The organism is Chthonomonas sp. (genome assembly GCF_035294165.1).
GTDB lineage: Bacteria > Armatimonadota > Chthonomonadetes > Chthonomonadales > Chthonomonadaceae > Chthonomonas.
Genome location: NZ_DATGLN010000014.1, coordinates 1 through 18,766, shown reverse-complemented (window position 1 = coordinate 18,766; position 18,766 = coordinate 1). Strand labels below are relative to the sequence as shown.

18 protein-coding genes are annotated in these 18,766 nt (G+C 56.6%); 13 read left to right on the top strand and 5 right to left on the bottom strand.

What is annotated here, in order from left to right:
* Positions 1–479 (bottom strand): Gfo/Idh/MocA family oxidoreductase (locus VKV29_RS00355; protein ID WP_324199308.1); only part of this gene is annotated, 479 nt, incomplete at its 3' end.
* Between the two features lie 1,074 nt (positions 480–1,553).
* Between VKV29_RS00355 and queA the strand changes: the two genes are divergently transcribed.
* The 6 genes from queA to VKV29_RS00330 all read left to right on the top strand — a co-directional run bounded on the left by queA (position 1,554) and on the right by VKV29_RS00330 (position 7,305).
* Positions 1,554–2,594, top strand: a complete 1,041-nt coding sequence (gene queA / locus VKV29_RS00350; protein WP_343217318.1) for a tRNA preQ1(34) S-adenosylmethionine ribosyltransferase-isomerase QueA — start codon at positions 1,554–1,556, stop codon at positions 2,592–2,594.
* 145 nt (positions 2,595–2,739) lie between these two features.
* A complete protein-coding gene (locus VKV29_RS00345; protein ID WP_324199306.1) occupies positions 2,740–3,639 on the top strand; it encodes a helix-turn-helix domain-containing protein in 900 nt (299 codons plus the stop codon).
* 219 nt (positions 3,640–3,858) lie between these two features.
* Positions 3,859–5,232: a glycosyltransferase gene (locus tag VKV29_RS00340; RefSeq protein WP_324199305.1), complete on the top strand. Its 1,374-nt coding sequence runs from the start codon at positions 3,859–3,861 to the stop codon at positions 5,230–5,232.
* A gap of 128 nt (positions 5,233–5,360) precedes the next feature.
* A complete protein-coding gene (locus VKV29_RS15345; RefSeq protein WP_414647334.1) occupies positions 5,361–5,429 on the top strand; it encodes a helix-turn-helix domain-containing protein in 69 nt (22 codons plus the stop codon).
* A gap of 323 nt (positions 5,430–5,752) precedes the next feature.
* On the top strand, positions 5,753–6,394 hold the full coding sequence (locus VKV29_RS00335; RefSeq protein WP_324199304.1) for a DedA family protein: 642 nt from the start codon (positions 5,753–5,755) through the stop codon (positions 6,392–6,394).
* A complete protein-coding gene (locus VKV29_RS00330; protein WP_324199303.1) occupies positions 6,391–7,305 on the top strand; it encodes a histidinol-phosphatase in 915 nt (304 codons plus the stop codon). Before VKV29_RS00335 ends, VKV29_RS00330 begins: the two co-directional genes overlap by 4 nt.
* On the opposite strand, the gene VKV29_RS00325 is transcribed toward VKV29_RS00330, so the two are convergent.
* On the bottom strand, positions 7,302–8,495 hold the full coding sequence (locus VKV29_RS00325; RefSeq protein WP_324199302.1) for a hypothetical protein: 1,194 nt from the start codon (positions 8,493–8,495) through the stop codon (positions 7,302–7,304). The two genes, VKV29_RS00330 and VKV29_RS00325, sit on opposite strands and share 4 nt — an antisense overlap.
* Before the next feature lie 316 nt (positions 8,496–8,811).
* Between VKV29_RS00325 and VKV29_RS00320 the strand changes: the two genes are divergently transcribed.
* The 7 genes from VKV29_RS00320 (at position 8,812) to VKV29_RS00290 (ending at position 16,446) form a co-directional block, all read left to right on the top strand.
* Positions 8,812–9,075, top strand: coding sequence for a ferredoxin family protein (locus tag VKV29_RS00320; RefSeq protein WP_324199301.1), 264 nt, complete (start codon positions 8,812–8,814; stop codon positions 9,073–9,075).
* A 55-nt stretch (positions 9,076–9,130) separates the two neighbouring features.
* Positions 9,131–9,718, top strand: coding sequence for a cob(I)yrinic acid a,c-diamide adenosyltransferase (locus VKV29_RS00315; protein WP_324199300.1), 588 nt, complete (start codon positions 9,131–9,133; stop codon positions 9,716–9,718).
* Between the two features lie 3 nt (positions 9,719–9,721).
* Entirely contained in the window at positions 9,722–10,717 is a 996-nt protein-coding gene (locus tag VKV29_RS00310; protein WP_324199299.1) for a DUF2092 domain-containing protein, read from the top strand.
* A gap of 101 nt (positions 10,718–10,818) precedes the next feature.
* On the top strand, positions 10,819–11,721 hold the full coding sequence (locus VKV29_RS00305; RefSeq protein WP_324199298.1) for an NAD(+)/NADH kinase: 903 nt from the start codon (positions 10,819–10,821) through the stop codon (positions 11,719–11,721).
* Between the two features lie 866 nt (positions 11,722–12,587).
* Positions 12,588–13,409, top strand: coding sequence for a DUF1559 domain-containing protein (locus tag VKV29_RS00300; protein ID WP_324199297.1), 822 nt, complete (start codon positions 12,588–12,590; stop codon positions 13,407–13,409).
* 72 nt (positions 13,410–13,481) lie between these two features.
* The gene (locus tag VKV29_RS00295; RefSeq protein WP_324199296.1) at positions 13,482–13,682 is read left to right on the top strand and encodes a hypothetical protein; all 201 of its coding nucleotides are present in this window, start codon (positions 13,482–13,484) and stop codon (positions 13,680–13,682) included.
* 31 nt (positions 13,683–13,713) lie between these two features.
* Positions 13,714–16,446, top strand: coding sequence for a bifunctional YncE family protein/alkaline phosphatase family protein (locus tag VKV29_RS00290; RefSeq protein WP_324199295.1), 2,733 nt, complete (start codon positions 13,714–13,716; stop codon positions 16,444–16,446).
* Between the two features lie 14 nt (positions 16,447–16,460).
* Here VKV29_RS00290 and VKV29_RS00285 read toward each other — a convergent pair whose 3' ends face one another.
* From VKV29_RS00285 to VKV29_RS00275, 3 genes are all read right to left on the bottom strand, one after another.
* A complete protein-coding gene (locus VKV29_RS00285) occupies positions 16,461–17,126 on the bottom strand; it encodes a hypothetical protein (RefSeq protein ID WP_324199294.1) in 666 nt (221 codons plus the stop codon).
* Between the two features lie 52 nt (positions 17,127–17,178).
* Positions 17,179–18,114 carry a bifunctional riboflavin kinase/FAD synthetase gene (locus VKV29_RS00280; RefSeq protein ID WP_324199293.1) on the bottom strand — a complete coding sequence of 312 codons (936 nt, stop codon included), beginning with the start codon at positions 18,112–18,114 and terminating at the stop codon, positions 17,179–17,181.
* The coding region (locus tag VKV29_RS00275; protein WP_324199292.1) for a tRNA pseudouridine synthase B at positions 18,111–18,766 on the bottom strand (656 nt) is incomplete at its 5' end. The genes VKV29_RS00280 and VKV29_RS00275, both read right to left, overlap by 4 nt.

Below are 18,766 nucleotides of genomic sequence, written 5' to 3'. Positions count from 1 at the left end.
CCGAAGTGCGGCCCTAAGTAGAAATCCGAATTGAGAATCTCGATGGGACCGAGGTTCTCCTGAATAAGCCTGCGATAGGCGGTAATGCGAGCGTCGTAGCGCCGACTTTGGCTTACCATGTAGAGCTTGCCTGTGCGCTCTGCCACAGCTACCATCTCGCGGGCGGCCTCCATGGAGTGGGCCATGGGCTTTTCGCCCAACACCGGCAGGCCGGCCTCAAGCGCCGTAATGGTCACATCATGATGCGCTTCGGGGATGGTTACATCCACCACGAAGTCGGGCTTTGTGGCCTCAATGGCCTTTTTAAGGTCGTCTCCAATGTAGATGCCGGAAAGCCCTAGCTCGTGGGCACCCTGTTCGGCCACTTCTGGCCGGATGTCCACCCAACCCACCAAGGTCGTCTGATCGCACTCTTTCAGATTGCGCGCCCAGGCGCGGCCCATGCCGCCTGCACCCACCAAAAGCGCCTTTTTCGTCATTAGCTCCCTCTCGCTTTTTTCTAGCCTGTTTGTTTCAATCGTCACCGACGTCAAAACGCCGGTACCACATCAACTTACTCTCAAAACAAGGGTTACGAATAACCCGGTTCCAAGGAAGTCAGCATCTATAATAACACATTCTCTCATGCAATGGCGCGGAGCCTTCTCTCGAAACCACTTCACTTCCGAGCCGCGCAACAAACAGAAGGGTAGACACAAGGCCTACCCTTACAAGCTCTACCCCTTACCCTGCAGGGAAAGGGGAGACCAACAAGTTTATCGGCGGTTTTCTATGATAACCTTTTCCCTTGAAAAACCGGCAAGATAGCCCCCTTTCTCCCGAATCGGGGGAAAGGACGGGATAGGGGGCGAGCAAGACAAGCTCATTCTGCTAAATAGCTCTAGAACCATGAGATTGGCAGTCTCTGAAGCTCCGACGTCTACCCCCTCAGCGGCCAGTTTTATTCCCTTAATCGCCTCTTTCTCTGGCCGCTGCATCGCCGTCTGCAAGACCGCTGCATCGCCGTGCGCTAGCACCTCCCGCGTGTGGGGGGATGGGAGGGGGGCTTGGGTGTCGGCATTCTGCAGCCCCACCCCCTACCCCCTCAGAACTGGTGGGAATGGAAACTTAAGATTTCTCGCCTTCGGCTCGAAATGACAGGCGTCCATCTCACCGGCTCTTCAAAGCCGACGGTGCTGCTCTCAAGGCCGACGCCCTCCCCCTCAGCACCTTTCCCTCAAGGGTACCCCCTACAACCATCGCCATGAACCAGCCCATGATCTGTAGGGGCAGGCCTTGTGCCTGCCCAATAAAACATGGCAATCACAATGGGGTAACTTCAAGGGTTTACCCATACAGGGGATAACCTGCCCTGTGGAAAATAACCTCATTATCTTTAAAAACGATCCGTTAAAGTCGGCAAAAGTCGAAATCGCACAACAGTTTGCGGTATACTTTTATATGCAAAAGAAGGCCGTGCATTGAAACACAACCTCCTTTCTTGGGCGGGCGAGTGGCCTCAAGCCCTTTGATAAGGAAAGGGGAGCCTACGAAGGTTTTTGTACATGAACGCCATGCGCACCGAACTTTTTGACTACGAACTTCCACCGCATCTCATTGCACAAACTCCCGTGCCACGCGGGGAATCGCGTCTGCTGGTGCTTCATCGGCGTGAAGAGCGGATCGAACACCGCAAATTTACCGATCTGCCCGACTACCTTGCGCAAGGAGATGTGCTTGTCATTAACGACACGCGCGTCTCTGCCCGGCGTATTCAGGCGCAACGCGAGAACGGCAAACCCGCCGAGATTCTGTTGCTACGCCCCTTGGCAGAGACGGAGTGGGAGGCACTCGTACACCCCGGTCTTAAGCCCGGCAGAAAGCTAACCCTCATCGGCCCTCAGAACGCCCAAGTCGAAGCGATGGTAGTTGACATAACGCCGGAAGGAGGTCGCCGAATCGCACTGCCCAACAGAGAATGGCGCGACCGCATCGCCTCATGGGGCGAGATTCCGCTGCCTCCCTACATTCACCAGAGTGTTGAGGACGAAGAGCGATATCAAACCGTCTACGGTTATCGCCCCGGCTCTGCAGCCGCGCCCACGGCGGGGCTGCACTTTACCGAAGCCCTCCTCGAAACCCTCACACACAAGGGGGTTAAACAGGTGGCGCTGACCCTGCACATCAGCGTGGATACCTTTCGGCCCGTCCGAGAAGAGAATGTGGAAGAGCACAAGATGCACGGCGAGCAGGTGATGCTTTCCGAGGCGGCCGCACAAACCATCAATCAGGCTACCGGGCGCATCGTGGCGGTGGGAACCACATGCGTTCGTGCCCTCGAAACGGCGGCGCAACTGGCACGTCCCGGCCAGGGGGAGGGCGTCGGCCATGAGCGTGTCGCCCCGTTTCAAGGAGAAACCCGCCTGTTCATTACACCTGGCCATACATTCCGTGCGGTAGACGCCCTCATCACCAACTTCCACCTTCCTAAATCTACCCTGCTTATGCTCGTAAGCGCCTTCGCCGGCCGCGAGTTGGTGCTGCGTGCCTACCGAGAGGCCGTGGAAAAAGAGTACCGCTTCTACAGCTTTGGCGATGCCATGCTGATCTTGTAAGCTACCCATTGCTCAAGCTGATGGGCTTTACTCTGGCGCTACAGGTGAGGGGAAGGACGCAGTGTGCAGCACCGTCGGCCTTGAAGCGGATGGGTTTCCGCACCTAAAGGCAAGCATCTATAACCCAGTTTTTAGGAGAGAGACCGTGCGACTTGAGGAATGGCAAAAATATCTGGAAGCCCGCTTCGTAGACGAAGAGGAGGTAGAGCCGCCCATCAAAAACCCTGCCCCGGAACAAACACAAACCTCATCCGAGCCAAAAGCCGCTCAGGCAGACCCGCTCCCTGAAGCCGTCACCTCCAACCACACCGCCCTCACCATGGTGGAGACCGTGCCCGTCACGGTAACCGCTCCCACTCCAACCACACCCTCCGAATCGCCCCAAGATGAGACCGTAGCTCAAGCCAATCGGCATCGCTCGCTCTCCCTCTTTCCTGTTGTCAACAGAGAGCGCCCCACCTGCCAAGCCTCCACCAGTCCCATTGCCAGGCGCACCCCAAAGCCTCCCTCCCCTGACGGGTCGGATGTGCTGGAAGTAGACATCCCCGACTTCGCCCAGTTTCTACCGCCCAACCACCCTGCCGCGACCCCGCATAAAAGGCATCTCCGCAAAACGGAGCCAAAAAAACCTGCAGCCTCCACCCCACCAGCGGAGCCTCTGTCGGCCATCGCGCTCCATCGGCGTCTCTTTGAACGTGCCCAGCAGATGTTTGCCCTCCAAGCCCACGAGCACGAGGAAGCCGTACAGGGCTACTACAAACGCCCCTTCCAAGAGACCCGCGCGGAGCTTATTGAGCGGCTTTTCGACCCGGAACTTTCTCTGGAAGATGTGGCACGCCTCCTGAACGTTTGCCCCACCACCGTGAGACGCTATACCAACCTCGGTTGGCTCGTATGTCACCGTAAAGAGCCGGAGCACTCGCAGGCCTCGCAAAAGAAGGAGACCCGCCAACGCCGCTTCCGGCTTTCTGCCCTCCTTGCCTTTATCGAAACCTACGCAGAACAGATCGCCGCCGACCGTATTGTGGATAATAAAAACGCATAAAAGCTCGGACACAAAAGAGCGACAGAAAACGTCAAATAACGAGGAGCCGGCCTTCTGCAACAAACCAAAATTGGCCGTGTCGCGTTTGCCTTCCAAGGTTAAGCATGGGTTTTATCAAATAAACGTCCGCACGCCTAAAGGCGAAGGTCTCTCACTGCGTTCGAGATGACACAGTTTCCGCGCGCACATTTCTATGAGGTTGTCTAGAAAATAGTCACAATGTTGAACCAAACCGAACTTCACTCTCATATACACGGTCAAAATGTAGGCTCGCAGCAGCCGCGCACCTGGCGGATTGGCATGTTCTCCGAAAGCTTTTCGCCTGTGCGCAACGGGGTTACCATCTCCCTGCTTACCCTCACCCAAGAGCTTCGTGCTCAAGGCCACTATGTCTGCATTTTCGCACCCGCCCATAGCCAGCAACCTCCTGAAGAGCCGGATGTGATGCGTTTCCCCTCGTTCGTCTCTATCTTTAACCGAGGTTATCCTCTGGCCTACCCCTTCTGGCCGCGCATTGTGCTCTCCAGCCAGTTTGCCGACCTTCGGCTCGACATCGTCCATACCCACACTCCTTTTGTACTAGGGCTTACCGGCGCGCGTCTCGCCCTCAGCCATCATGTGCCTCTTGTTAGCACGTTTCATACGCTCTATTGGCAGTACGCACACTACATGCCCTTCCTGCCAGAAGGGGTCACCAATACGCTCCTCGACCTCTATCTGCCCTGGTACTATAATCACTGCACCTGCATCATCTGTCCCTCGAAGGTCACCGAAAACGCTTTGCGAAGCATCGGGGTCAATCGGCCCATCACCATCATCCCCACAGGCATCCCGCTACCTCCCGAATCGCAACTGCAAGGTGAGGTCGTGCAACGGGCACGTCAAAGGCTCGAGGTTCCAGAAGGTACCCCTCTTTTGCTCTATGTGGGGCGTTTGGCGCCTGAGAAGAATGTGATGTGGTTGCTAGAGGTTTTTCAGCATGTCCATGCGGCCTGCCCGAATGCCATGCTCGCCTTTGTTGGCGAGGGGCCGCTGGAAACCGCCTTGGTAGAGCAGGTGCAGGCGCTGGGCTTTTCCGAATTCGTGCGGTTCCCCGGCCCCATCCCGCGAAACGAGTTAGATGCCATCTATGCCGCCGCCGATGTGTTCTGCTTTCCCTCGACCACCGAGACACAGGGACTGGTGGTGGGCGAGGCGCGAGCCGCAGGGCTGCCTTGTGTGGTGGTAAATGCTGGCGGAGCACCGGAGACCGTGCGCGATGGTGAGGATGGATTTATAGTGCCGGTAGGAGATGCAGAGGCTTTTGCCGACAGGGTATTACGTCTTCTCACCGATAAGGCGCTTGCAGAGCGGATGCGTCGGGCGGCGCGACGCAATGCAGAGCGCTATACCCCCGCGCAAATGGCACAGAGGGTGCTGGAAGTCTATGCCGAGGCGCGCAAACTATCGCCGCCGCCCCGCCTGCCCGAACCGGAGGCCATGCCTCACGGGCCGGATTGGGAGGCGCAAGAGGCTCTTTATGAAGACGCCTCCGGCGAAGCCTCTACGGAACCCTCAAAGGAGGAACCGGCAGATACCTCCCCCCATCCTTGAACGAGAAAGAGGGGAAGGGTGCCCTGCCTCGGCCTCGCTCTTGAGGGAGCCGCTCTCTAACGGGTTGTTACCTGCTGACAAATCTATGTGTTCAGAAGCTATCCTATGGCCAAAAATGAGGCGCTAGAATGCAGGTAACGCTCACCTACAGAATCGCGCTTTGCCCCACGGCAGAACAAGAAGCGCTGCTGCGTTAGGCTGTGGGCATAGCGCGGTCTGCCTACAATTGGGCGCTATCAGGCAGGAGGCTTGCTGTCCGGCACGCGCGAATTGCCAACATTCGGCGGGATCGGTGTCAGAAGGGCACGACGCGGCCGATGCGTGAGTTCAGTCTCATCGGTATAGAGAACTCGAACGTTCGAGGGGTATGGTGGCCACCAGGAGCCTGGCGCAACACCTTTCCGATATGGACATGTATCATGTAGGGTATGGACCTTCTGTCTACCCTATCCCTACTGTTTTGGGCATGGTTTGAACAACAGCATTCTATCTTACTCTCTTTCTAACAAGAGGAGTCTACGTGTTAACCCACTTGCTAACCAGTGTGAGCCTTTGGATCGAATCGGTCATCGCCCATGGGGGCTATGGGGGCATTGTGCTGCTTATGGCCATCGAAAGCGCCTGTATCCCATTACCAAGCGAAGTGATCATGCCGTTTGCCGGGGCCTTGACCCTGGAGTGGATCGCCGCTCAAAACCATCGCCCCCCGCTCAATCTCTTCCTCGTTGCCCTGGCCGGAGCCATCGGATGCGTGCTCGGCTCCGCATTGGCCTATGGCGTAGGTGCAACCGGTGGACGCGAGGCGGCCTTCCGCTATGGGCGCTATGTGTTGCTACGACGGCGCGACCTAGAGCATGCCGAGCGATGGTTTGCCCGTAAAGGGGCTGTTGTGGTCTTCGTTTCCCGCCTCTTGCCGGTTGTGCGCACCTTCATTTCGCTGCCCGCGGGTGTGGCCCGAATGCCGTTGGTTCCTTTCCTCACTCTTACCTTTCTCGGCTCACTGCCTTGGTGCCTCGCCTTAGCCTGGCTCGGCGTTCTTGTCGGCGGCAATTTAGAGCGCATTAAGGCGGCTTTTCATGGTGCCGATGCGCTTATGGTGGTCATTCTGCTGGCGCTGCTGCTGTTTTGGATACGCCATCACCTGCGAGGAGAAGAAGCATGAAGGAACCACCTTGTTGGCGCACATCTTTGCACGGAGGGCACTCCGGGGAGTTTTGCGACCACGCGCAAGGAACGCTGAGGGAGATGCTTGAAGCGGCTGTGGCAGCGGGATATCGCACTTTTGGCGTGAGTGAGCATGCCCCACGCCCCGAAGCGTTTTTGTATGAGGAGGAGCGTGCCCTCGGATGGAATGCGGAAAAGCTGACTGCCGACTTCCACCGCTACACGCACGCGATCAACGCCTTGGCGGAAGCGTTCGCGCCACAACTCATGGTGCTCCGCGGCTTTGAGGCGGAGGTGGTGCCACAGCAGACGTATGTTGAGACCATGTCGGCGCTGCGCACCCGGCAACTCGAAAACGGCAGTCCGGCTTTTGACTATATGGTTGGCTCCGTCCACTACGTTCACGAGATTCAGATAGATGGTGCACCTGAAACCTATCGGGCAGCGATAGAGGCATGCGGCGGAGTTACCTCCTTCGCCAAAAGCTACTACGCTCAGGTCGCAGAGATGGTGGAGGCCTTACGACCGGAGGTGGTGGGGCACCTCGACCTGATTCGAAAGAACGCGAGAGCCGCTGGCCTATCGCCAGAGGCCCTAGAGACGCCGGAGATAATGGCGGCCGCGGAGATGGCTCTGGAGGCCGTCCGAGCCTACGGCGCGATCCTCGATCTCAACACGGCCGGCTGGCGGAAGGGATTAGATGCCCCCTACCCGGCCCCATGGCTCGTGCAACGCGCCCATGCAATGGGCATCCCCTTCTGCTTCGGCGACGACAGTCACCGGCCCAAAGAGGTGGGCATGGGTTTGGAAGAGGCACGCCTTTACCTCTTGCGCAACGGCGTTACGCACATTACGACGCTGGAACGCTTGGAAGATGGCCATCTTCTCCGCCGTCGCTGCCCTCTTTAATGCCCCTCAACGCTGTTCGGCTCGGAAGATGGAGGATGGGGAATGTGTAACAGATTCTCTTCAGAGGCATTATGCGAGGCACAAGGCCGAAGCATCTCCTGAGGAGGGCACTCCGGCGCCTTTCCTGCACGCAATAGCAGGGCGTTCTCCTTGTTTCGCTTCGCCAGCGCCTCAAGCTGCGGCAAAAGCTCTTTCGCCACCTCGTGGGCCTCGGGCGGGGCCTCGATGTTTTCCGCAATGAAGTTGCGAATCCACGGCAACGCGGCCACATCGCGTGTTTTGCGCACCATCTGTAGCAGCGCCACCGGATAGTCCGCTCCTAAACGGCTAAGATGCAACCTTCCTACTTCGCTGTAAAATACATCTATCAGCAAACCCTGATAGAGCACCAGGCGTACCGATTTGGGCAGTTGACGAAACGATTCGGGCGATATTAGGCGCAAGAGCCGTGCAATAACGGGGCGCGCTAAGATGGCGAGGCTCTCATCTGCCCCCGCCTTTGTGGGGTAGTAGGTTTCCACAATTTTGCGCGACCAAAAGGTAATGGCCACTTCGGGAGTCTTTCCGGCGAGGGGGTCAAAGGCGTCCAATAAACGCTCCAAACAGCGCTCGGCCTCCTCCTGGATCTGCCGTTCTTGAGGAAGATGGAGCGAGCGTTCCGCAGCGACCAAGTGGGCCACCACCGTTAACGGCACGGGGTTGCCATCGGCCGGAACCTTGCGAAGTACCGCTAAGTAGAGCGACTGTTGCATAGGTAACGGCAGGTTGCCGAAACAGGTGCAGAGGATGTTCCATCGCCCGCGCCCCAAAGAGCGTGCCTCTGTTTCGTTAAGCTGCGGCAGCAGCCGCACCAGAGCGGAAGAGGCCGCCTCCTGTAGGCGTAGATTGCCCTGACCAAGCGCATCTACCAGAGGGCCGATGCACTCCGGATTGTCTACGGTGGCCAACTGGCGCAACAGCCGCTCAAGGCGCGGGGGCAACATGTAGGGCGCGGTGAAGTAGAATAATAACGAGAGCGTGAGGGGTAGGAGGGCAAAAGCCTCCCAACCGGCGATGAGCACTACCAGTGAGGTGATGAGTGTGAGCGTTGTCCACGCAAAGACGCGATCGTGCCACCGCTCTCTTTCCGAATTCCAGAGGGCAATGAGACGCTCCACATCATGGGCACTGAGTTGCGGTATGGCAGCCATTCTCCCAACCCATCGAACCTAACTATTTGTTATATTTTGCCACAAGCCGTTTGGTTCCTTCTTTTTAGCCGCCACGCTGCCTTACTCACACTTTTTAAGCAGAAAAGGCTGACTTCAAAGCAATACGGATTTGCGCCGCTTAGCGGGTATCATACAGGGTGCAAAATCGGCTCGGCGCAACAAATCTCCCTCCGCAGGGGAGTATGAGCTGAAATATTTCGGGTGAAAACAAATTTTGGACAAAAAGGTATAATTTTAGCAACAGGTCTTCAGAACGCCTACCCTTCTAGATTCATCAACAGAGGAGAACAACTGTATGGCTTATGTAATTACCGAACCTTGCATCGGAGTGAAAGACAAATCTTGCGTGGCCGTGTGTCCGGTGGACTGCATTCACGAAGGGGTCTACACCGAAGATGGCAAGGTTTACGATATGCTGTTTATTAACCCGGATGAGTGCATAGACTGTGGCCTTTGCGAGCCGGAATGCCCGGTTACGGCGATCTTTGCGGATAGCGACGTGCCCAAAGAGTGGCAACACTATATCCAGATCAACGCCGATTTCTTCCGAAACAAATAGCAGCACCGGAGGCCGAGCCTCGTTACTTTTCGGCCTCCTTTTCCCATAAGCGACCATGAGCTTACGCATCTACACTCGTACAGGCGATACGGGGCAAACCGGCCTTTTTGGAGGTGCACGCGTCGCCAAAGACGACCTGCGCGTTGAGGCCTACGGTGCGGTAGACGAACTGAACGCCGCCATTGGCCTTGTGTGTGCCCAGTGGAACGATTCGGAGATCGTTCCTCTTCTGCAAGAGTTGCAGGGGCTGCTGCTCGTGCTTGGCGGCGATCTGGCCACGCCCGGCACGGAAGTGGTCACGCGCGGGCGCGTGCATATCGAACGCATTAGGCCGCACGATGTGGAGCAACTCGAAAGCCTTATAGACCGCTTTGAGGAGCAGCTTCCGCCGCTTACCACCTTTATTTTGCCGGGAGGTTCCCCTGCCGCTGCAGCCCTTCATTGGGCACGGGTGGTCTGCAGACGGGCCGAACGACGATGTGTAAGCCTATGGCATGCCGTTGGCGAGGACGAAGAGAACGGAATGAACCCCACGGTTCTCTCTTTTCTTAATCGACTGTCCGATCTTCTCTTCGTACTGGCGCGTGTGGCCAACCGGCGAGAGGGACGCGCCGACATACCTTGGACTCGTGGAGAGAGATAACCCATGCGCCCCCGATTCCCCTCCTTAAGCCTGCTTTTTGGACTTGCCTTTCTGCTTCAAAGCCTCTGTTCGGCCAGTGCTACCCCCTTGGCAAGAGGCCATCAGCAAACCGCCCCCTTCGATCCGAGAGCGCTTCAACTGCTAGATGAAACCCTCCAAGCTTATGAAACGCTCGATAGCCTGCAGGAAGAGACGGTGTTTAGCTCCTACTCCTGGATGATTGTGCCGGGTTCGCCGGTACACGCGGATATTCCGGAGGGCTTAAAACCTCAGCCGGTGGCGCGCACGCTTACCCTAAGTGTGTTGAAGCCTAACCTGTTTCGGATGGAGCTGAAAACCACCGATGCTAATAACAAAGAGCAGACCGCTATCTGGGTTTGTGACGGCACAACGTTTTGGACCTACAACAGCGAAAAAAACTACTATACCAAACACCCGGCCCCCCATGACCTCGCCGGTCTTGCCAAACTGCCCGGTATGGATATGAGCGCGCCCGAAGTGATGATGCTTCTTGGACAGAACCCGTTCGCCGATATTCAAAATCGTTTTGACGGCGCGCGCCTGCTTCCGCCTCTCCATATTCAGGGGCTGCCTCCGCTCGACGGGGTGGAGATTTGGCAGGAAGATACCACCAAAAATCTTATTCGCCTCTACATCTCCCCCAAAAACCACCTCATCTACCGCATCGTCTTTGAAACGCTGCCGCTCTCTGCGCCCCATGACCCATCGCTCGTTGGCGATGATGTGGATGCCCTTGCCATACGCCGCCCCGTATCCTCCGGCGATAGCCCATCAACCGCTTTTGCCCTTGTTTGCGACAACAAGTTCGGCCCCCCGCCCGGCAAAGAGCCTTTCCGCTTTTCCTCGCCCCGTGGGGCGCTGCTCTATCAGCCGCTGAGCGGCCCACAAGACCTTCTAGACTACCTACAACGCAATATGCAGAGAACCGACCTACGCCACATGCTGCGCGGGCGCAAGGCGCATATCGTTCGCCCTTAAAAGGGCGTGGGGTAGAATGCATAGCAGGCGTAGGGCGGACGTAACCTTCTCGCGATAAAGTCCCAGAAACCGGCGCCGAAGCAATTGAACGGAGCATTCGTGTGGCAACAACATCTGTGCGAAAGGTGGGCATTACCGTCCATCGCACGAATCATCAGGCGTGGCAGTTGGGTAAGGAGCTTATCGCCTGGCTACAGCAAGAAGCAGGCGTGCAGGTTTTGCTTGATGAGCAGACCGCCAAGCGCTTGGAGCGCCCCGATCTCTCCTGCTGTGCCTCCGTTTGGGAGGCTGTGGATTTTGTGGTGACTCTTGGCGGTGATGGCACCATTCTGTCAGCAGCCCGTATGGCTGCCCCCAACGGTGTGCCGGTTTTGGGGGTCTATATGGGCAGGTTCGGCTTCATCGCCGAGTCGCATCCCTCCACACTCTACGCGGATCTGAGGCGTGCCCTTAGCGGTAATGTGCGCATCGAAGAGCGCATGATGATCGAGGCAGAGGTTTGGCGTAACGGCACATGCGTCCATACCAACCTAGGGCTTAACGATGCCGTCGTGAAGAGCGCTACCTCCAGCTTGCTGAATCTGCGCCTTCAGCTTGGTGGTGCGCCTTTCGCCACCTACCCTGCCGATGGACTGATCATCGCGACCTCTACCGGCTCTACGGCCTACTCGCTCTCCGCCGGCGGCCCCATCGTCGCCCCCACCATGGGCGCTCTCATCCTCACCCCCATCTGTCCCCACACGCTCAGCGCCCGTCCCATGGTCATCCCCTGTCACGACGTCATTGAAATCCATATCGAAGATTCCGGCGGCGACGTTTTGTTTAAGATGGATGGCGTAGACCCCTTTCCCATCCAGCATAACGATCGCGTGATCGTCCGCCGTTCTCGGTTTGTTACAAAGCTCATTGTGCTCGATCACGCTACTTTTTACCAAAAAGTCCGTGCCCGCTATCTCTACGGCGAGCGGCTTGACGAACCCGACGGCCTCGACCCAGAGTCCTGAACGCGCCCAATGTCTTCCCCATCCCTATAAAGGCAATTTGGCTTGTTTTCCAGAGGAAACCACTCAAAGCAAACCGAGAGGTGGCTTACTGGCCTCCCCTCGGTCTAGAGGCCATTCAGCCAGCAAGCCCATCTTGTTCGCCCCCTATCCCGTCCTTTCCCCCTGTTAGGGAGAAAGGGGGCGGTTGTGGCTAGTTTCCAAAAGACAGCCTACCAAAGGAAACCACTAGTGAACTTGCTGGTCTCCCCTCTCCCAAAGTGGGGGAGGGGGAGGGCGTCGGCCTTGAGGGGCGGGGGGGTGGGGGCTTAAAGAGCCGATGATACGACTATCATTTCGAGCCAAAGACGAGATAAACAACTGTCATTTCGAGCCAAAGACGAGAAATCTTGAGTTTCACTTCCCACCAGTTCTGAGGGGGTAGGGGGTAGGGCTGTCAATCTCGCGGTTCTAGAGCCAGTTATCAGAATGAGCTTATCTTGTTCGATGAGCTTATCTTGTTCGCCCCCTATCCCAGCCTTTCCCCCGATTCGGGAGGTGCTAGCGCACGGCGATGCAGCAGTCTTGCAGACGGCGATGCAGCGGCCAGGGAAAGAAACGGTCACGGGAACTGTGCTGGCCGCTGAGTTGGTCACCGCGAGGTGCCCCTCTCCCAAGTTAGGGGGTGGGGCAGTAGGGGTAAGGCCAATAGCTCATCGGTTGAACGCTCGACCGAGAAGTAGAAAGTGCGTGGCCGAATGCTTAACGAAAATTTAATCTCCGCTTAACCTGGCCTTAACTTGCACATTGTATTCTATTGGCGCGAAGGGAGAGAGGTGAACTCGAATCCCACTAGATAGATAAAACCCATTCGTAAAGGAGAGCCGACAATGAATCGTACGAACCGAGCGTTCACACTCATTGAGCTGCTTGTAGTTATCGCTATAATAGCGATACTGGCAGCCATTCTGTTCCCCGTCTTCGCCCAAGCCCGCGAGGACGCCCGCAAAACCTCCTGCGTCTCTAACCTCAAACAGCTCGCCACAGGCGTTTTAATGTACACCCAAGACTACGACGAGACGTTCCCCTCCGTCACCGGCAATGGCTACCCGCCTCAGCCCGGCATTCCCTTTGGAACCGATACCTGGGTTTATAACGACATTGTGGTGATCATTCAGCCCTACGTCAAGAACTTCGATGTCTTCTTCTGCCCCGACCGTCAGCGGCTTGTACCGGCCAGCGGCGATTTCTGCAACCCAGGCACCGGCACCCAACACGTCTGGGGCTATGGCTACAACTGGAGCAGCGGCTATGGGCCGCACGATAATCCCCACAGCCTGTGGTTTCAGGGCGATGGCTGCGTTCTGCCCGACACGCCCTCTAATACGCTGCCTGGTCGCTCCCTCGCAGCCGTAAACTTCCCGGCACAGTTCATTTTCCTCGGTGATACCGGCGACACACCCCGTCAAACGCTCTACACGGCCGTGTTCGATCCACGATGCAACCCGTCGAGCGGCTGGAACGCCGACCTACCTACCGGCGCACGCCATCAAGGCGGGAACGACTTCGCCTTCGCCGACGGCCACGTGAAATGGTTTAAGGTCAACCTCACCTATGTAGACCCCTACAATGTCGGCGTCACCACCCCTGCAGTGGTGCCCAATCGTTACTGGTTTAGCGCCACCTGGGATGGCGTTTCCCACTCCCCCTAGCCCCTACGTTGCTGCGCCGCTATCTCCGCTCACACGGAGATAGCGGCCTTTTTCTGAGAAAGGAGTGAAAAAATGCGCTTTCAAAGCACCCGTTTCAAACGCGCTTTCTGGTCGTTTCTTCTTCCCGCGCTGTTCGGCGCTTGCCTTCTTCCCGGTTGCCGTAAAGACGAGCCACCCCAATCGCCCAATGCCACAACGGCAGCACCGGCTCGCCTGCCCAACCAAGACCTCGGCAAAACAGATATACTGAAAAGAGGCCAGGGGCCGAAATAGCCCTTCATCACGTTTACCGAGGAGCTGCTGCATGAAACCAAAAACCACTTTGGGGCTGACAATGTTGGCCGGTGGGCTGGTATACCTTTTCGGTTTTTCATCGCCGGCGTCGCACCCAGCACCAAGAGCCGCCTTTAGCATGGCAGACTACATGGCGCCGGCCGGCAATAGGCCTACCCTACGTAACCCCAACGGAACCTCTATCTTGCCTAACGGCCGCCTCATCACCCCCATAGGGCAAACAGCCCTCGTCGCGCCACATCCCTACGGGCTTTGCCTCCGTGCCGATGGAAATATTCTGGCGGCCTCTTGCAGCGGCACAGGCCCCTTCACCCTCGAACTCTTTGAACGGCCTCAAACAGGCCTTTTCACACATCGTACCGTCGTCGTTAAGGATGCCTTTATGGGCTTGGCCTTCAGTCCAGAGGGCACCTGGCTCTACGCGGCCGGAGGGGATACCGGCAACATCCTGCGCTATAATCTTCGCACCCAACAGATGCTGCCAAGCTGGAGCCTCGACGGCCTCACCGATGGACACTCTTGGTGGTATAGCTATGCGGGCGACATCGCCCTTAGCCCAAATGGCCGCTATCTCTACGTGCTAGATCAGGCGAACTTTCGCCTCGCCGTGATGGATACGGAAACCGGCAAGGTCATCCATTCCGTGCCCACAGGGCGCTATCCCTTTGGACTGGCCCTCACCTCAAAAGGCGACCGTCTCTGGGTGGTGAACGTAGGCATGTTCGCCTATAGCCCCCTTCCTAAAGATGCGCAAGGCCACCGTGGCCTGCCTTTTCCACCCTTCGCTTTCGGTTCCAAAGCGGCACGCGATGGCACCGACATAGAGGGACGGTTTATACCTGGGCTTGGCAACCCCAACGTGCCCGAAAGCTTCAGCGTTTGGGGTTTCGACGTGTCGCACCCCCCGACAGCCCGCGTGATTCAAAAAATAAAGACGGGCTGGCTTGTCGGACAAATGACCCCACAAGGTTTCCCTGCCGTGGGCGGAAGCGTCCCTAGTGCGGTGGCGGCCACAGAGAATCGCATTTTCGTCTCTAACGCCAACAACGACATGGTGCAGGCCTTCGATGCCTCCACCGGCAAGCGGCTTTGGTCTACGCTTATTACGCTCACTCCGGCCACGGCTCGATGGCGCGGCATAATGCCCTTCGGTCTTGTGCTCTCTCCAGATGGGAATCGGCTTTATGTGGCCGAAACGGGCATCAATGCGGTGGGCATTCTGAATGCCCACAACGGGCAGGTGCTCGGCCATCTCCCTGTGGCCTGGTGGCCGGCGAAACTGCAGATATCGAGCGATGGCAAAACGCTTTTTGTGGCCTGTTCCAAAGGCTTCGGCTCCGGCCCAAACGCCGGCCCCAACTTTCATGAAGGGCCGGAGGGAACCTATGTGGGCAACCTGTTGAAAGGGGTCATCGAGCGCATCTCGCTCCCGCCCGAATCGGAACTGCCGGCTTACACCCACCGCGTTCTGGAAAACAACGGCATGTTGCCTCACGCTCCGCCACAAGCCACCACTCTGCCCTCCCTCGCGGAGCTACGCAGCCACATCAAGTATGTGGTGATGATCGCAAAAGAGAATCGCACCTTCGATGAGGTCTTCGGCGCTCTGCCCAACGTCAATGGCCTGCCCAAGCTGGCCCGCTTTGGCGCCCCGACGCGCTACGGCCCCTACCCCGATGTGGTTGTTATGCCGAACCATCTGGCGCTCGCACGTCGTTTCGCCCTCTCCGATAACTTTTATATGGACGGCGATGTCTCCGCCGATGGGCACCGCTGGTTGGTGGGCGTCTACCCCAACCCCTGGATGGCAACAAACTACGTGCAGGCCTATGGAGGGCACAGCACGTTTGGACTGGGTGAGGTTGGCCGACGTGCTCTCTTTGGAAGCAACGCCTCGTTGGCGCCCGAAGACTATTTGGAAGCCGGCAGCATTTGGGACAACCTGGCGCGTCATCATGTGCCCTTCCGCAACTATGGGGAGGGGTTTGAGTTTGCCGGCGTCGAGGAAGACGCCGGGGAAAAGCCCACCGGTGCCATCGAGACCGTGAACATTCCTATGCCCGCTCCACTTTTCGCCAACACCTGCCGCACCTACCCGCAGTTTAACCTTAACATTCCCGACCAATACCGTGTAGACCAGTTTTTAGCGGATTGGAAGGCCAACGGCTTCGACGACCCTGCCCGCATGCCCCGCTTCCTCTACTTTCATCTGCCAAACGATCACGGGGCCGAGCCTCGGCCAAAGGATGGCTACCCCTTTCATGCCTCCTATCAGGCGGATAATGATTATGCTCTGGGTCGCCTCATCGCCTTCTTTTCCCACACCCCCTACTGGAAGCAGATGGCCATCTTTGTTACAGAAGACGACTCGCAGAGTGGGGTAGACCATGTGGACGCCCACCGTTCTATTTGCTTGGTAATCAGCCCTTGGGTGAAACCAGGCTACGCCTCGCATCGGCACACAAGCATCGCCGGCATCCTGAAGACGGAGGAGGAGCTTTTGGGGTTGCCGCCGCTCAATCTCTACGACGCCCTCGCCACAGACCTTAGGGACTGTTTTGGGAACATGCCGGACGTTCGCCCTTACACCCCTGTCCCCGTAGACAAACGGATTTTCGATCCGGCGCGGGCGAAAGACCCAAAAGACCCGGCAACGGCAACCGAACCTTCCGGCCCGGCTATGGACGATCCACGCTACATCATGCGTTCCCTCGCCCGCCAAGAGCGTGAGAGGGAAAGGTAAGCATGCAAACCGTGCTAGAAATGATCAGCACAAATATTCGTTACCAATTTCTCTAACGCAACACAAAAGTTTGCCATGTGATTAATTTTAGCAAGAGCAGATACATATTGTCGCCGTTTGCTTTCTAGATCACTTTGCATGATAAGTTTATCACAACCTTTTGCCGACTGCATTTTGCTTATCACTATTTCAGATATTTTGAGTATTATACTAGCTAGTTCTTCGATCGTATCTTTATAGTTATCTATTGTAATGCAATCGGGATCGATGAACAAACTTGGCAATACTTTTTCGATATCCTTATCAACATGCGCATAAAACTTATCTCGAAGTACTTTTATTTGCTTTAGTTGCTTATTCCATTTGTCTTTAAAATTTTTAAAATGAATGTAGGCACTTTCGAAATTATTATCACCTTTGAAATTGTCATCTTCTCTTAAACCGGAAAATAACCTGCTGAGCGACATAGTTCTTTTATCTCCGTCAAGCAAACGGCTAACTGATAAAATCAGCTGTTGCCAGAATATACGCGACCAAAATATTGAAAAATACCTCTTTACAAAGCCGTTGTCTTTTTCCAAAAAAAGAATTGTATCAACAGCTATAATACTATTTATCATATCAGACTGAATGGCTAGTAGCCACTCACAGTAATGAGAGTTATTTTTCTGAGCGTCCACGAAGCAAGCCTCCAATAATTTTTAGAAATAGTACCCAAATAATGCGCGTTGGTCAATCTACCTCTAAGACACGATGGGCTTCCGCCACGTCGCGGGCCATCTGCGCCTGCAAGGCATCTAGCGAGTCGAAGCGCTCCTCATTACGTATCCGCCGCACAAAGCGAACCTCTAAAATCTGATCGTAGAGATCGCCCTCAAAATCGAATAGGTAAACCTCTATTGCGCGACCGGCACCCTCTACCGTTGGACGCTCCCCAATGCTGCACACGCCGGGCAAAAGATCGCCGCCCTGCGGCACCAACACCCATACCGCGTAAATGCCATCGGCAGGTACCACCTGCCGATAGGTCGGTACCAGGTTCGCCGTGGGATAGCCCAGTTTTCTACCGAGCCGTTGCCCTGGTACAACCCGCCCCTCCAACCAAAACGGATGGCCCAACACCGCCTCCGCTTCTGCAATATCGCCCAAACGCAGGCACTTTCGTACACGGGTGCTGCTGGCCGGTAACCCGTTTACAAACACCGGGTCTACCGCATGCACCTCAAACCCATAGTGGGCTTGTACACTCAAAAGATAGGCCAGGTTCCCTGCACGCCCCTTGCCAAAACAGAAATCACGCCCTTCCACAACCGCTTTGGCACCGCATAAACCCACCAAAATGCGCTCCACAAACTCCTCGTGGCCGAGGTTGGCCAGCGCCGTATCGAAATGGGCGATCACCAAAATATCCACCCCCAACTGCTCAATAAGTCGGTTGCGCTGCCTTGGGGTCGTGATATAGGGCGGCGCCTCCGTGGGGCGTAGCAGCTCTGCAGGATGGCGGTCGAAGGTAAAGACGAGCGCCGGTCGCCCATGCGTACGGGCATCCTCAACGGCCGTTCGTATGATGGCCTGATGCCCCACATGAACCCCATCGAAGGTTCCTATGGCCACCGTCGTTGCGGCAAAAGGCGCCGGTATCTTCTCAAGGCCTTCATAAAGAATCATAAGTGCAAAACTTTCACCGGTTGCAGTCTACTCTCTTCTATCCGTCCCACCCCTATGAAGTTCCCATCGGCATCGAGAAGCGCACAAAGCTCATTGGGCGACGCTGGCAGCATCTGCTCTATAGAGGAAAGGGGTATGGCTTGACCGTGACGAATGCGCTGCACCTGTGGCTCGGAAAGAACGACCTGCGGCCGCCCTGCCATCGCAACGAGAGGGGGAAGTAGCACCTCGTGCAACCTTCCCTCCGCTATCCTCTGTTCGAGCACATCGAGCGTAACTGCCTGTGCTAAAGTAAAAGCGTGCTGTTCATCCACCCCCACCCAGATGCGTCGCAAAGACTGCATTGTGCCCCCTACGCCCAAAGCCGCCCCCAGGTCCGCCGCAAGGGAGCGAATGTAGGTTCCGCTGGAACAGACCACCTCCAGCTTCGCTACCGGGTGATCGCCCGTACGAAAGTCAAGCAGCTCCAGACGCTCGATCTGCACGGTCTGTGGCGGTCGTTCCACAACCTGGCCTTCACGGGCTAAATCGTAGAGACGACGGCCTTGGTGGCGCTTGGCCGAAACCATGGGAGGAACCTGTTGAATGAGGCCACAAAAACGCTTTAGAATCGGCTTCAGCGCCTCCGCCGTGAGATAACCGGCATCGCACT